The organism is Ensifer sp. YR511 (assembly GCF_900103045.1).
Classification (GTDB): domain Bacteria; phylum Pseudomonadota; class Alphaproteobacteria; order Rhizobiales; family Rhizobiaceae; genus Ensifer; species Ensifer adhaerens.
Genome location: NZ_FNGR01000001.1, coordinates 426,206 through 439,964 on the forward strand (window position 1 = coordinate 426,206; position 13,759 = coordinate 439,964).

At 64.8% G+C, this 13,759-nt stretch carries 12 protein-coding genes; 3 read left to right on the top strand and 9 right to left on the bottom strand.

The annotated features are described in order from the left end of the window. Positions 1–22: 22 nt before the first annotated feature. The gene (locus tag BLU15_RS02115; protein WP_244546693.1) at positions 23–1,480 is read left to right on the top strand and encodes a CYTH and CHAD domain-containing protein; all 1,458 of its coding nucleotides are present in this window, start codon (positions 23–25) and stop codon (positions 1,478–1,480) included. A gap of 48 nt (positions 1,481–1,528) precedes the next feature. Here the strand turns inward: BLU15_RS02115 and BLU15_RS02120 are convergent, their stop codons facing one another. The 6 genes from BLU15_RS02120 to BLU15_RS02145 form a co-directional block, all read right to left on the bottom strand. After that, positions 1,529–3,076: a DUF1254 domain-containing protein gene (locus BLU15_RS02120; protein WP_090294105.1), complete on the bottom strand. Its 1,548-nt coding sequence runs from the start codon at positions 3,074–3,076 to the stop codon at positions 1,529–1,531. A gap of 336 nt (positions 3,077–3,412) precedes the next feature. Further along, on the bottom strand, positions 3,413–4,366 hold the full coding sequence (gene dapA, locus BLU15_RS02125) for a 4-hydroxy-tetrahydrodipicolinate synthase (RefSeq protein WP_090294106.1): 954 nt from the start codon (positions 4,364–4,366) through the stop codon (positions 3,413–3,415). Between the two features lie 463 nt (positions 4,367–4,829). Further along, complete coding sequence (locus BLU15_RS02130; protein ID WP_060583317.1) at positions 4,830–5,471, bottom strand: hypothetical protein; 642 nt, start codon at positions 5,469–5,471, stop codon at positions 4,830–4,832. Positions 5,472–5,473: 2 nt separating this feature from the next. Continuing rightward, on the bottom strand, positions 5,474–7,627 hold the full coding sequence (locus BLU15_RS02135) for a xanthine dehydrogenase family protein molybdopterin-binding subunit (RefSeq protein WP_090294108.1): 2,154 nt from the start codon (positions 7,625–7,627) through the stop codon (positions 5,474–5,476). Positions 7,628–7,631: 4 nt separating this feature from the next. Then, positions 7,632–8,087 carry a (2Fe-2S)-binding protein gene (locus tag BLU15_RS02140; RefSeq protein WP_090294110.1) on the bottom strand — a complete coding sequence of 152 codons (456 nt, stop codon included), beginning with the start codon at positions 8,085–8,087 and terminating at the stop codon, positions 7,632–7,634. A 240-nt stretch (positions 8,088–8,327) separates the two neighbouring features. After that, positions 8,328–8,723, bottom strand: a complete 396-nt coding sequence (locus BLU15_RS02145; RefSeq protein ID WP_034793353.1) for an Ohr family peroxiredoxin — start codon at positions 8,721–8,723, stop codon at positions 8,328–8,330. A 150-nt stretch (positions 8,724–8,873) separates the two neighbouring features. Between BLU15_RS02145 and BLU15_RS02150 the strand changes: the two genes are divergently transcribed. Next, complete coding sequence (locus tag BLU15_RS02150; protein WP_090294111.1) at positions 8,874–9,359, top strand: MarR family winged helix-turn-helix transcriptional regulator; 486 nt, start codon at positions 8,874–8,876, stop codon at positions 9,357–9,359. A 127-nt stretch (positions 9,360–9,486) separates the two neighbouring features. On the opposite strand, the gene BLU15_RS02155 is transcribed toward BLU15_RS02150, so the two are convergent. The 3 genes from BLU15_RS02155 to BLU15_RS02165 all read right to left on the bottom strand — a co-directional run bounded on the left by BLU15_RS02155 (position 9,487) and on the right by BLU15_RS02165 (position 12,742). Further along, the gene (locus BLU15_RS02155) at positions 9,487–10,518 is read right to left on the bottom strand and encodes a DUF3095 family protein (RefSeq protein ID WP_090294113.1); all 1,032 of its coding nucleotides are present in this window, start codon (positions 10,516–10,518) and stop codon (positions 9,487–9,489) included. A gap of 197 nt (positions 10,519–10,715) precedes the next feature. Continuing rightward, the gene (gene greA / locus BLU15_RS02160; protein ID WP_090294115.1) at positions 10,716–11,198 is read right to left on the bottom strand and encodes a transcription elongation factor GreA; all 483 of its coding nucleotides are present in this window, start codon (positions 11,196–11,198) and stop codon (positions 10,716–10,718) included. Positions 11,199–11,365: 167 nt separating this feature from the next. Then, positions 11,366–12,742 (bottom strand): phenylacetate--CoA ligase family protein, encoded by a 1,377-nt coding sequence (locus BLU15_RS02165; RefSeq protein ID WP_244546694.1) that lies wholly within the window; start codon positions 12,740–12,742, stop codon positions 11,366–11,368. Positions 12,743–13,065: 323 nt separating this feature from the next. Here BLU15_RS02165 and BLU15_RS02170 point away from each other — a divergent pair, with 323 nt between their 5' ends. Continuing rightward, entirely contained in the window at positions 13,066–13,719 is a 654-nt protein-coding gene (locus BLU15_RS02170; protein ID WP_090294117.1) for a glutathione S-transferase family protein, read from the top strand. Positions 13,720–13,759: the final 40 nt, after the last annotated feature.

Sequence of the window (13,759 nt, forward strand, 5' to 3'; positions counted from 1 at the left end):
TGTCTCTTGCACTTGTTGGAGGATGGGGTTGAACACGGAAATCGAAATCAAGCTCGAGCTTCTCCCTGAAGATCTCGATCGCTTCGCCGCATCCGGGCTTCTGGGTGAGCCGGCGCGCGTCGAAAGCCAGCGGTCCGTCTATTTCGATACGCGCGCCCGCGACCTGTTCCAGTCGGGTTTCACGCTGCGCATCCGCACGGTCGGTTCTGCCCGCACCCAGACGATCAAGGCGACGGGAGCGAGCGCCTCGGTTTTCGCCCGGCCGGAATGGGAGCAGCCGCTGGACAGCGACGAGCCGGTGGTCGACCACACCACGCCGCTTGCCGCCCAGTTCGACCTCGAGCCAGGCGATCTGCAGGCGCATTTTGCCGTCGATGTCGAGCGCACCACCTGGAAAGTGAAACAGGATGGCGCCGACGTCGAGGTCGTGCTCGACCGCGGCCTGATCACCGCGGGCACCCGCCAGACCGCGATCGGCGAGATCGAACTTGAGCTCAAGGACGGCGCGCCCGAGGCGCTCTTCACGCTCGCCCGCCGTATCGAGGCGATCGTTCCCATCCGCTTCGGCGTCATGTCCAAGGCCGAGCGCGGCTTCCGTCTCATCGATGCCGAGCAGATGGTCTTCAAGGCCGAGCCGGTCGAACTCGACCGCGAGATGCGGGTGGCAAAGAGCTTCCGCACGGTCGCCCTTGCCTGTCTTCGCCACCACCGCCTGAACGAAGACGTGCTGCGCGTGCGCCAGAACCCGGAGGCCCTGCACCAGGCTCGCGTTGCCCTTCGGCGCCTGCGATCGGCCTTCTCGCTCTACAGGGATTTGCTTCAGGACGACGAAAGTACGCGCCTGAAAGGCGAGCTGAAGTGGCTGGCGGGCGTCTTCGGCAAGGCCCGCGACGTCGACGTTCTCCTGGCCCGCGCATCCCAGCCGGAACTTGTCGAGTGGCTGAAGACGGCCCGCGCCGCCCGCTATCGGGAGGTGTTCGCGGCGCTCGATGACGGTCGCGGCCGCGCCCTCATGCTCGATCTCCACCAGTGGCTGCACTGCGGCGCCTATCTTTCATCGCCGCCCGCCGAACTTCACGATCGGCCCGTGACCGATTTCGCCGAGGCCGTGCTCGACCGCGAGCGCCGGAAGCTGAAGAAGCACGGCCGCGCGCTCGCCAAGATCAACGACGAGGAGCGGCACGAGGCCCGCAAGGACGCCAAGAAACTGCGCTATGCCGCCGAATTCTTTGCGACACTGTTCGACGACAAGCGTGGCGCCAGGCGCCACAAGCGCTTCACGGCCGCAATGGCCGCACTGCAGGATGAACTCGGCACGCTCAACGATCTGGTTTCGGCGCCGCATGTGCTCGGCGAGATCGGCCTCGAAGATCACCCGGACGCCGGAACGCTCGTCGTTCAGGCCAACAAGAACAAGCTCATCGACCGCGCGCAGGCTGCGCTCGACGACGTGATCGACGTCAAGCGCTTCTGGCGTTGAGCACGCCGGGCAAACCGACGTCGGTTTATCCCGGCACCTTGGCCCCCCTCATGCCGCAACCGTGATCTTCGGCGGCTGCCAGGTGCCGTCGAGGATCGCGTCCTTGCCCCAATAGGCGCGAATGTAGAGCGAGAAGATTCCGTGCGGCGCCGGCAGCCAGTTGCTGTCCTTCTCCCCGCCGGGGCGCTCGGCGCTCACATAAAGCGTCAGCGAGCCGTCGGCATTGCGCTTCAGCCTGTCGCTCTTGGTGCCCAGCGAATAGCGCTTGAAGTCGTTGGTGTGGAAGAGGTGCTTGTCGTCATAAAGGGTCAGCGACCAGAAGCCGTTGACCGGCGGTTCCTGGCCGGGCGCAAAGGTGATCTCGTAGAGTTTCACGCCGGTCAGCTGGTCGCCGGCGCCGTCGAAGTCGGTATAGAAATACTGCGTCTCGCTCGGCCGGTTGTTGAACATGTTCGACTTGGCGGTGCCGGTCCGGTTGAAGTAGTCGATCCCCCATTGCGCATTGTTTACCGAGCGGTTCCAGCCATTGCCGGCCGGCAGCCCGTTGCGCTGCCATTCCAAGAAGGGGTGGATGACCTTGTTCTCGGTCTCGATCGCGGTGTCGACGAGCATGCCCCGAAGCTCGGGATCCCGCTCGGCCGCGTCGAGCAACAGGCGGAACTGGGCAAAAAGCGCCTCCTCCCCCGGCAGCGGATCGACCGAGGCGATGGCGTCGCCGAACTGGTCGAAGAACGTCTCCGGCGTCACCCATTTGGTTTCGGCGTCGGTCGCGCCGCCGTTTAAGGGCGGAGCCGGAATGTCGGTCAGCTTTGCCCATTCGATCGTCTTCGCCTCGCCGGTAAACTCTTTCAGCGGATAGAAAACCACCTGGTTGATCAGCGGCTGGACCGCCTGGTTGTCGTCGCTCACGTCGGTCTGGAAGATGCGGGGAATGGCGCTCGCAAGCGATGTCGGGGAGCGGATGATGTCGGTGATGCCGGCGGGCTTCAGCCGGTCCCAGTCGGGGCCGACAAGAAGATAGAAGCCGGGCCGCGTGCCATAGGGCTTGCCGAGCTGGCCGAACTGATCGGTGCGGGCATCGTAGAGCGAATAGAGCCAGAAGCGGTCGCCGAAGTCGGGCACCTGCGCGACGACCGGCTCATCGTCGAGCTCGAAGAAACCGAGGCCATAGACGACGTCCTGGTTGGGGCATGTGACGAAGGTTTCCGACGGCTCGATATAGTCGTGCAGCATGCCCACCTGGCCGCGCGGGGCCACCGGCGAAAGGCCACCGAGCAGACCCGCATAGGGCGCCTGGGTGACCTTGGCCCTGCGGTTCAGCATGTTGACGATCGGCCAGCCCCAGATATAGGCCATCTGCCCGATCGTACGGGCATAGCCTGGATGCATGGCAACGCCGGTCACCGGCAGCGTCGGCGCTCCCGGCCCGAGCGCTTGCTGCGCCTCGGCGGGCGTGGCCGAGGTAACGACCGAGGCGGCGGTCAAAGCCGCCGGAACGGCCGCGCCGGCACCGATCGCGGCAAGCGAGGCTGCTCCGATCCCGCCTTTCATCATGTCGCGTCGAGTGATTTCAAGATTGCTGCCGGATGTTTTCATCATCGTCTCCAGGCGTCCTGATCAATCAGCTTTCGAAAGGCACCCGCACAGGCGCCCCGTTTTTGGCACACCGTCCATCTCGCCCGGCTTCGTCATCGCGCCGGGAAACCGGCCGCCCTCACCCGTGACGGTTCAGGACACGGATCGCTCGCAAGAATGGTTCTCTGTTTTTTTTCCTCAACTGCGGCATTTCAATGCCCAGCAGCACGGGTCCGCACAGGGCCGTCGGACACCGCGCGTGAGGACCGCTATCCTGCCGAAACAAGCCGTTCGGCGAAAGTACGTAACTGTTAAAATACGATGCAAACGACCACGCAAAGCAGGGCGATCTTCCTTTCACCGATCGCCCCGCCTTGAGGAACCGTCGCAGGCTCTGCGGCGGCCGTCCTGCGCCGCTATCGCTCTTTCGATCCTCAGCGCCAGGTCATCACTCACCGGCACCATCGGTAGGCGCATCTCCGGGCTGTCGATCAGCCCCGCGCGCCACAGCCAGTGCTTGATCGGTCCGGGGCTCGGCTCGGCAAAGAGCAGCCGCGGCAGGTCGGCAAGGCGCTGCCATGCGGAAAGCGCCCCCGCCTGGTCGCCGGCAAGCAGCCTGTTGCGAACATCGGCGAAGGCTGCCGTCTGCACATGGGCGGACGCCGTGATCCCGCCTTCGGCCCCTTGCGTCAGCGCCGTGTAGAACAACGGGTCCTCGCCGGTCAGTACGGCGAAATCGCGCGGCTTGTGGCGCAGCAGATCGAAGGATTGCGTCGCATCCGCCGAACAATCCTTGACGCCGACGATGTTTCTCCGTTCCGCCAGTTGCAGCATCGTCTCGTTGCCGAGGTTGACGCCCGTCCGGTAGGGAATGTTGTAGATCAGGATCGGCCGGTCCGTGGCATCAGCAAGGGCCGAGAAATGCGCAAACAGCCCCCGCTGCGACGGCCGCGTGTAATAGGGGCAGGCAATCAGATAGCCATCGACGCCCCAAGCGGCCATCCGCTCCAGCGCCTTCACCGACTTCCGCGTATCGCTGCCGGAAAGCCCGAAATAGACCGGAATGCGCCGGCCGGATCCAGCCAGGGCCTGATTGGTGATCGCAACCACCCGCTCGCACTCCGCCTCGTCGAGCGCCATGCCCTCGCCCGTGGTCGCGCCGAGAATGAAGCCATCGATCGGCTCGGCCGCATAGTGGACGACCAGCCGGCGGAGTGAGCGCTCGTCCAGTTCACCATGGCGAAAGGGCGTGATCAGCGGCAGCCAGAGGCCGCCAAGGCCCGGCGATTGCGTTGAAGCTGTGCTTTCCATGAAATTCCATCTCCTTGAAAAAACCGGAGACGGAGAGCGCAAGCGAAAACCCCGTCCGAACCGGCGGGGTCGATCTGGTCCTTGTGCTTGCTATGCTCTGCGCGCAACGACCGACAGCCCCGGGTGCGGGGCTTTTTTCGCAGTCGTCAGTTTGGCGAGGCGGCAGGTCATGAGCGCGAAGGTCGAACAGTCCGGCTGCATTGTCAAAGAGGACCCGCTCCTAGCGACGACGTGCCTGCGCTCCCCGATCGTCGCAGCAACGCCTCGATCTTGCAATTTTCAGTTGTTTACAGTTACTTGGCCGCATCAAATCCAATCTTGCAGCAGGCCTGGCGAAGGCTGCTGAAGATTGCATGACGCCGTGCGCGGCACGCGCTTCGACAGGCTGATACAGCGCTCGCCGGCAATCCAATCCGCTTAGCCCAAACTTGAGCTTCCGCTCAGTCCGGACATGAGCTTCCGCTCAGTCCGGACATTCCGCGCCGGTATCCACCCAGGCCGTGATCAGCGCGGCGAACTCCGGTTGCGAACCGGGCGGCGCGCTGCGGCCCTCACCCGGATGCCAGGCCCAGCCGACCAGGTGATCCTCGCCCATGTGCTTGATGAGATCGGCATGGGAGCGGTTGCCGTTACGCTCGGTGTCCTTCACCTGTTCGCAGATCTCGCGAACGGTGAGGCCCTGCCAGGCCATGCTTTCGGGCGCCAGCTGCCAATGGGCGTTGCCGGGGATGGATTTCAGCCGGCTGCCGACGATCGCCCGGTTCTCCGCGCCGTGGCAGGTGCTGCAGGCAAGGCCGGCCGGCCCCATCGAACTGTCGGCGGCGATCATCAGTGGCACATGCGGGTGCATGTCCTCGCCCTGCGTCGGGCTGCGCGTTGCCGGGTGACAGTTGATGCAGCGCGGATGGGTGAGCACCCGGCTCGCCTCGGCAAAGATCGCCTTCGAGCGCTGGCGCGCGTCGGTGATCGAGGCAAAGTCGGCCGCGCCTTTCAAGGCGCCGCCGCTGGCGGTTTCGGCAAAACCGCTGACCGGCTCGAAAGTGGCGATGAGACCTGCGGCCACGAGCGCGGATGCAAGCGAGAGAGCAAGAGCGGGCCTGTTCATGGTCACACCCTCCTCAGGTCGCCCTGGTCGATCGGCAGGGTTCTGAGCCGCTTGCCGGTCGCCATGAAGATCGCGTTCAGAAGCGCCGGCGCCACGCCGGGCGTGCCCACCTCGCCGATGCCGCCGGGCGCCTCGGCGCTCGGCACGATATGCACCTCGATCGGCGGCGTCTCGTGAATGCGCAGGACAGGCGCATCGTCGAAATTACCTTCGACCACCGCGCCGTTTTCGACGGTGATGCGCCCGTAAAGTGCCGCACTCAGGCCGTAGACGACGCCGCTCTGGATCTGCGCTTCGACCGTGTCCGGGTTGATCACCTGGCCGCAATCGACCGCGCAGACGATACGCTCGGTCTTGAACCTGCCGCTCCCGTCGAGGCTGACTTCGGCGACCATCGCCGCGAAGCTGCCGAAATCCTCGGCAACCGCGATACCCCGCCCCCTGCCCTTGGCAAGCGGGGTCGACCAGCCGGCCTTCTCGGCTGCAAGGTCGAGCGCGCCGAGCAGCCGCGGCTTGTGCTGCAGCAGCCGCCGCCGGTATTCGAGCGGATCGATGCCCGCCAGTTCCGCCAGTTCGTCGATTCCGCATTCGACCGGGGGAATGTTGCGGGTGGCGCCGACACCACGCCAGTTACCGGTGAGCATGCCATCCGGCGCCTCCTGGCGGGCAAAATCGGTCTGCCTGTTTTCGATCGCATAGGGCGTTTCGGCCCCTGCCATCTGGTCGAGGTCGACACCGTCCTTGGTAAAGCCCGGGAACCAGCGCGCCATGACCGACGGGCCGATGACCCGGTGCCGCCAGGAGACCGGCATGCCGTCGGCCCCGAGCGTCGCCGTCACCTTGCTGTAGTTGAGGTAACGATAGCAGTCGTGACGGATGTCCTCCTCCCGGCTCCAGGTCACTTTCACCGGGCCCTTCACCTGCTTGGCGATCTTCGTCGCGAGGATCACGCCGTCGACATCGAGCCTGCGGCCAAAGCCGCCGCCGAGCAAGTGGTTGTGCACGACCACCTTTTCGACCGGCAGGCCGGTCACGTCGGCCGCCGCCTGCCGTGCCCGGCTCATGATCTGCGTCCCCACCCAGACCTCGCAGCCATCGGGGCGCACATGCACGGTGCAATTCATCGGCTCCATGGCGGAATGGGTCAGGATCGGCATGCGGTAGACGAATTCGTGCACCGGCCCATGCTCGGCCTCGGCCTTGGCGACATCGCCTTCGCTGACATGCGGCAGGGCCTTGCCGTCGATCGCCGCATCCATGAGGTGCTCGAGTTCGGCTTGCGAAACCGAGGCGCTCGGCCCCGGATCCCATTCGATCGAAAGGGCCGCGAGCCCCTTCCGCGCAGCGCCGGTATTGTTGGCGACGACCGCGACGGCCTCCTCGATGCGGACCACCTGGCTGACGCCCTTGATCGCCATGGCCGGGGCCTCGTCGACTGAGCGCAGCTTGCCGTTGAAGTGCGGACAGATCGCGATCGCCGCATAGGAGACGCCATCCGGGCGGGCATCGATGCCGAATTTCGCCGTGCCGTTCACCTTCTCCGGGCTGTCGAGACGATGCACCGGCTTGCCGATCACCCGGTAGCTGGACGCCGGCTTCAGCGGGACCTCCTGCGGCACGACTTCAGAGGCCGCAGCCGCAATCAGGCTGCCATAGGCGGCGCGCCGGCTGCCGGCGGTCTCGACCACATGTCCCGCCTCGGCCTTGCAGGCGTCCGGCGAAACGCCCCAGTCGCGCGCCGCAGCGCCGATGAGCATGATGCGGGCCGCAGCACCCGCCTTGCGCATCTGCTCGTAGACACCGCGGATCGCAAAGGAACCGCCGGTGATCTGGTCGCCCAGCAGCGGATTGGCATATTGCTTGGGGTCGGCCGGCGCATGTTCCAGCACCACCTGGTGGAGCCCGACCTCCAGCTCTTCGGCAAGCATCATCGCGACCGCCGTATAGATGCCCTGCCCCATTTCCACCGAGGGCATGACAAAGGTGATCTTGCCTTCCTGGGGAATGCGGATGAAGGCGTTCGGCGAAAAGGGCTCGCCCGCCGCGACGGCCGCCTGCGGCCTGAAGCCGATCACCAGCCCCGCGCCGGTCAGCGATGCGCCGATCAGAAGCTGGCGGCGCGATAAGGAAAGGTTCGTTCTGTCGAAGATGGACATGGCATCACCCCCGCGCCGCAAGCTTGATGGCTGCACGAATGCGCGGATAGGTGCCGCAACGACAGATGTTTCCGGCCATGACGGCATCGATGTCCTCGTCGGTCGGCGTGGGATTGGCGGCAATGAGCGCGGTCGCCGACATGATCTGCCCGGATTGACAGTAGCCGCACTGCACCACGTCGATGTCGAGCCAGGCCTGCTGCACCCGTTTGCCCTCGGGCGTGTCGCCGATCGCCTCGATCGTGGTGATCGGTTTCTCCGCCGCCTCTGACACCGGCATCACGCAGGAGCGCGCCGCCTGCCCGTCGACATGCACCGTGCAGGCGCCGCACATGGCGATGCCGCAGCCGAATTTGGTTCCGGTAAGCCCTATCGTGTCGCGCAGGACCCAGAGCAGAGGGATATCGCCGTCCACATCGACGGCATAGCTCTTTCCATTGACCGTGAGGTTGTAAGGCATGCGACCATCGGCCCCTCAGGGCCGCTCCCCTGTACATGCGAAGGCGCGAAAATACCAACAAGGGCGACGATCGGCCAAATTACATTCTTGTGAGGTCCCGTCGGGAAAATCCCTCCGCCGCCGCCGCCGGACGCCATGCGTAGAGGAACGAGCGCTGCTGAAACGAAATCGGGATGCGCCGCGGCTGGTGACCAGCTCAGGCACATCCCGATGATATCAATAGTTTTTTTTAAGCCGAAATCAGAGGAGATTGGTCTCGACGTCGATGTTGCCGCGCACTGCCTTGGAGTAAGGGCAGATATCATGGGCGGCGTGGATGATGTCGTGCGCAACGTCGCGGTCGAGACCATCCAGGCGAACGTTCAGGCGGGCACGCAGGAAATAGGAGCCGTCGTTGACGTTGAGATCGATCTCGGTATCGACCTGCGGCCCGGCCGGGAGCTTCACCTTGCGCTGCAGCGCTGCGAGCTCGATCGCGCCCAGGTAACAGGCCGACCAGGCGGCACCGAACAGGTTTTCCGCGGCCGGATGCGGCTGGGTGAGCTTGAGTTCCAAAGTGCCGTCTTGGCTGATGGTGCCGCCGTCGCGGCCGCTGGTGTTGTGGGTCTTGCCGGTGAAAAGAAGCTTCTCGGTCATGTCATTTCCTCTCTGTTTGATTTTTTATCGGATCCGCTTTAATCGGATGCGATGTTTATAAATGAAGCGTGAGACACCGTCAACACCATTGCGATTTAATCGGATGCGATTTATATTAAGTGCAGACAACGAAAAGGAAAAAAGATTCCCATGTCCACGTCCAAGACTGCCAAGGACCCTGGCACTGCATCGGCCAAGGGCGCCAGGAAGCTTTCGAACTTCCTGTGCTTTGCGATCTACTCGGCAAATCTTGCCTTCGGCCGCGCCTATAAGCCCCTGCTCGACAAGCTGGGCCTCACCTATACCCAATACGTGACCCTCGTGGCGCTGTCGGAAGAGGACGACCAGACGGTGAGCACGCTTGGTGAAAAGCTCTTTCTGGAATCGAACACGCTGACGCCGATCCTGAAGAAGCTCGAGGCTGACGGTTACCTTCAGCGGCGCCGCGATCCCGCAGACGAACGCCAGGTGCGGCTGACGCTGACGCCGGCCGGCCAGGCGGTGGTGGATGCCGAGCCGGGTGCGGCGCTGACCGACGTGATCGGCCTCGGTGACGACTTTGAGACGGTGCAGCAATCAGTGGCAAAGCTGCGCGACAACCTGCTAGGCGCTGGTCAGCCCGGAAACCGGAAATAGTGAAGGTCGCTGAAACGCCCGCCTGCCGCTGCCGCGATTATCGCTCGCGCAAAGGCCGGCACGGCGATTGGAGCGGCCAGCATCACGCGCAAGGGCGGCTCTCCGCCGTCCTTGCCGCTTGGCCGGATCAGGCACTCAAGCGCTCACGCGGCACCATCATTTCCGCCGCTTTGGCGTAACCGCCGTCCATGCCGTCAAGAAAATGTAAGTGCGCATCCGGTCGCGCCGACGGCACAAGGCAGGTCATCAGCGCGTGGCTCTGCCGATGCAGCCCGAAGATCACCTCGCCCCGCGCCTTGGCGGCCGCAAGGATCGCCTCGATGCGGTCGATCTGCTCCGTCGTGCAATCCACCGTCAGGCGCAGGCCGTCGTCATATTTGCGAAAATCGGAACTGGCGGCCACTCCCGCCCAGCGCTCGGGCGCAACCCGCACCCGCGCGTCCTTCGGCACACCCATTTCCTCCGGCAGAGGATGCGACTGCCGCGGCCCTTGATCGAAGACAGCGATCACCGCGCGCGCCACGGCGGCAAAGCGCTCGGGCGTCACGTCGTCGGCGGGTTCGGCCAGCAGCGACAGGATCTGCCCCTGCCGGCTTGGAAACGGCCGCCATTCGCAGGCAAGGCCGGTCAGATCCGGTTCGGCTCCATGGCTTTCCGGCGAAAGCAGGTAGCGCCCCTGCTTCAGCTGCCGCTCCGCCCATTTAAGCCCACCGCCGGCAAACATCGCATAGGTCGCGTTTTCCGATGCGGCATAGCGGGCGATGCGCACATCCTGGCCATGGTCCCTGATATCCCGGACCGTCAGCAGGCCGACGCGCAAATCGAGACCAAACCGGTCCCTTGCGAAGGCGGCGAGCTGCCGCAGCGCCGAAGCTGCCATTGTCGCCCCGCCGGGCGCCAGCGCAAAGGCCGCGCCATCGCCGCGAAACACGAAGGGAAAATCGAAATCGCCGCGCGCATTGCCGATGGCGGCAATCACCGAAGCGCCGACATAGTTGACGTCCTCGTAGCGCCCGGCCCGGATCGCGCCGGTGGAATTCACGACGTCGGTGATGCCGATCAGCCAGTCGTCCGGCAGCGGCTCGTAGACATCGGGATCGAGCACGCGGGAAAACTCGCGATAGGCGCGAACGGGCGTAGCGTCACCAGTGTTGTGCATGTCCATTCTCCGTACCGACGAACCGAGCAAACCTCTTGGCCGCCTGCTCCGGCAAGCGCCTCCGATCATCCGGCACCGCCAATTAGATCGGACGCGATATAAATACCGAGCAACAGCAGAATGTCAAGATGACGCTATTAAATCGGATACGATAATAATAGCTACTAATCCAAGCGATCAAGCCGATACGCTAAAGGTCAGGAAATCGCCACGACCTCGAGTTCCTGGTCGCCGACCGTGACGAGGTCGCCCACTGCCTTGCCCATGAGGATGCGTGCCACCGGCGAGACATAGGAGATCGATCCCGTCTTGGGGTCTGCCTCGTCCTCGCCGACGATCCGGTATTTTTGTACCCGCCCGTCGTCCCGGCTGAAGGTCACCGTGCTGCCAAAGGCGACGATCTCGTTGGAGGCAGGTTCGGGCATCAGCTGTGCGGTGCGCAGCCGTTCGGAGAGATAGCGCACGTCCCGCAAGGGTCCCGCCTGCTGCCGCCGCTTTTCGTTCACGTCGTCGATCGTGGCTGCCGCTTCATAGGCGACTCGCGCCTCCTGCATCTGGGCCTCCAGCGCCGTCAGCCCCGCCTTTGTCACCAGGTTCGGATGCGGCGAAACCGCCCGGTCCGGCAGCAACGTTTCGGCGGCGGTTTCGGCACTTTCTTCCTTGGTGAAGGCAACGCTCAATCTTCAAAACTCCGTATCGCGGGCAAGAGGCCGGCTTCATATCGGCCCCGGACCGGCCTATCAACACTATAAGCCGCTTGCCCGCCCGCCGGCCACCGGAATGTCCATCTCCTGCCGCGTGGCCGAAGCCGGGCCGCGATTGCACCACGCGTGCATCCTGCCCTCTCCTAGTCGCCGCCGGAGACCACCAGCTTTTGCTTCGCGCCGCCGCCCGAACGCGCGATCGCATCCACCACCCGCACACGGAACTCCGCGGGTTCGGCTTCCACCGCCTCGAGTGCCGCACGCACGCCCAGTTCGACGGCAGCGTGGACGGCGGCCGCATCGGCGCCTTCAAACACGGCGATCGCGATTTCCAGACCATCCGGCAGTTGCACGAACTGGAATTGCCGCACCCCGGCCGCACCCGTCAGCGGCGAGCGAAGCCGGTGGGCGTGCACATTGACCGTTCCGCCACCGCGCCTGGGCAGCCGCAGCGTCTCTTCTCTTCGTCCGGCAATCGACCCGATCCGCCAGAACGGCAGGCCGCAGCGGCACGGCTCGGTCGCCATCGCCACGATGTCGGAGATCTCGTAGCGCACCAGCGGCAGCGCGCGATTGGCAAGGGTCGTCACCAGCAGCTTCGCGCCCTCCACGCCGTCGGGTACCGGGCGGTCGTCTCCGTCCACCACCTCGAAGACGAAGCTGTCCTCGGCGAGATGCAGCCCGTCGCCAAGCAAGCATTCGTGGCCCATGGGTCCCGCCTCGGTGCAGACATAGCTGTCGGCGATGGCCGCCTGCCAGGTCTCGGCCGCAAGCTCGCGCACCTCCTCCGTCAGCGTTTCGGCGCTGGTTCGGAAAAGCCGCGGCCTGATCCTCAGCCGCCCCGCCTGCTGCTCGCCCACCAGGACACGCACGAAGGACGGATAGGTCGAGATCACCTCGGGCTGGTTCAGGTTGAGGCCCTCCACGATCTCCTCGATCGGCATCAGCACGTTGAACCGGGGCGCCGGCGGCCTCAACGCCCGAAGTTCCACGCCGATATGGTAGGAAATATGGACCGGCGACGAGGCGAATATGGCAACACTGCGCGTCGTCTCGTCGATGCCGACGATCGCCTGGAAACGCACCATGTTGGCGATGGCCGATAGCCAGGCTGCGGGATCGAAGACCGCGACCCCACGCTCGCCGGTCGTGCCGCCCGTGGCAACGGCTCTGTATTCACCAAGCAGAAGCGAGCCGGAAGACTGTCCGCCGAGATGCCCCTCGACCAGTTGCCGGCTCAGCCTCGGGTCGGTAACGATCCGGTCGAAATTCTCCATAAGCGCCCGCTTCGTCAGCACGGGCAGGTCCTTGAGTGCGGCCCCCTGCGCCAAGCGGTCGCCAATGGTTTCGCGATAGTAGGGTGACGCATTGACCGCATGCTTCAGGGCGGATTGCAGCGCGCCGCCTTGAAACGATCGCAACAGCTCCCGCGACCATTCCGAGCGCAGCAGACGCTCCCGTGCCGTCTTCAGCAGAAGGTCGCGATCGAGCGTCGGAGACGCGGCGGTGACTGGCGACATCGGATCAATCCTCGTGTCCTGCTTCAGCCTGGAACCGCGCCAACTGCAACCGGGCACGGTCAAAATGTCGGCATGCGGACGAGCCGTCGCTACGGCAGATGGAACCGGAGCCCCTTGCCGCGGAAAGCGGAAACGGCCCGCCTGCCCGCTGCAACCGGGATTTGCGGCGAAACGTCCAATTGCACCTCAGGGCCTTGATTGTATCGCGAAAGCGGGGATCTATGCGACTGCAACGCGGAATACCCGCCCCGCCCCCAGTCTCGACGCAGGGCGACCAAGCTTCGGCCGGATTCGTCGCGGCGCGATCAGGAGGAGAAAAGCAGTTGGCCGAGCCGTTTGTCGTCTACGGAGCCTCAGGCTCAGGATCGGTTCCGATCGAGGCCGTTTTGAGCCTCATCGGCGTGCCCTACCGCGTCGAGGAACACGCCCCCTGGGAAGGAAAGCAGGAGGCGGACAGGCTGGCGCGCATCAATCCCCTGCGCCAGGTTCCGGCCCTCGCACTCCCGACCGGCGAACTGATGACCGAAAGTGCCGCGATCCTGATCTGGCTTGCCGATGCCTATCCCGAGGCCCGGCTGGCACCGGCGGTGACCGACGCAAGACGACCGGCGTTTCTCCGATGGATGACCTTCGTATCCGCCGCCATCTACGCGCTCTACTGGATTGCCGACGATCCCTCCCGCATCGCCGAACGGGAAGAGGACCACGCGACCGTCAAGGCCCGCGTGTTCGACCGCGTCGCCCATTGCTGGCAGCGAATGGGCGCGGAACTGCAACCGGGCAAATATCTTCTCGGCGATGAACTGTCGGTCCTCGACCTCTACGTCGCCACCGCCTCGCGCTGGTCACCCGGCCGCCGCCGCTTCTACGAGGTCGCCCCGACCCTTGCCGACATTGTCCGCCGCGTCGATACCGATCCGAAGCTCGCGACGCTCTGGGCGGAGCGCTTTCCGTTTACCGAGGGCTGGGAGCGTTGAGGGCAGGAAACCGGGTCTCATAGCTGCGACGTCAAGACAA

Bases quoted from the DNA above. Each gene is read 5' to 3' on its own strand.
- BLU15_RS02115 (WP_244546693.1), top strand. From the start codon at position 23: ATGGGGTTGAACACGGAAATCGAAATCAAGCTCGAGCTTCTCCCTGAA.
- BLU15_RS02120 (WP_090294105.1), bottom strand. From the start codon at position 3,076: ATGAAAACATCCGGCAGCAATCTTGAAATCACTCGACGCGACATGATG.
- dapA (WP_090294106.1), bottom strand. From the start codon at position 4,366: ATGGAAAGCACAGCTTCAACGCAATCGCCGGGCCTTGGCGGCCTCTGG.
- BLU15_RS02130 (WP_060583317.1), bottom strand. From the start codon at position 5,471: ATGAACAGGCCCGCTCTTGCTCTCTCGCTTGCATCCGCGCTCGTGGCC.
- BLU15_RS02135 (WP_090294108.1), bottom strand. From the start codon at position 7,627: ATGTCCATCTTCGACAGAACGAACCTTTCCTTATCGCGCCGCCAGCTT.
- BLU15_RS02140 (WP_090294110.1), bottom strand. From the start codon at position 8,087: ATGCCTTACAACCTCACGGTCAATGGAAAGAGCTATGCCGTCGATGTG.
- BLU15_RS02145 (WP_034793353.1), bottom strand. From the start codon at position 8,723: ATGACCGAGAAGCTTCTTTTCACCGGCAAGACCCACAACACCAGCGGC.
- BLU15_RS02150 (WP_090294111.1), top strand. From the start codon at position 8,874: ATGTCCACGTCCAAGACTGCCAAGGACCCTGGCACTGCATCGGCCAAG.
- BLU15_RS02155 (WP_090294113.1), bottom strand. From the start codon at position 10,518: ATGCACAACACTGGTGACGCTACGCCCGTTCGCGCCTATCGCGAGTTT.
- BLU15_RS02165 (WP_244546694.1), bottom strand. From the start codon at position 12,742: ATGTCGCCAGTCACCGCCGCGTCTCCGACGCTCGATCGCGACCTTCTG.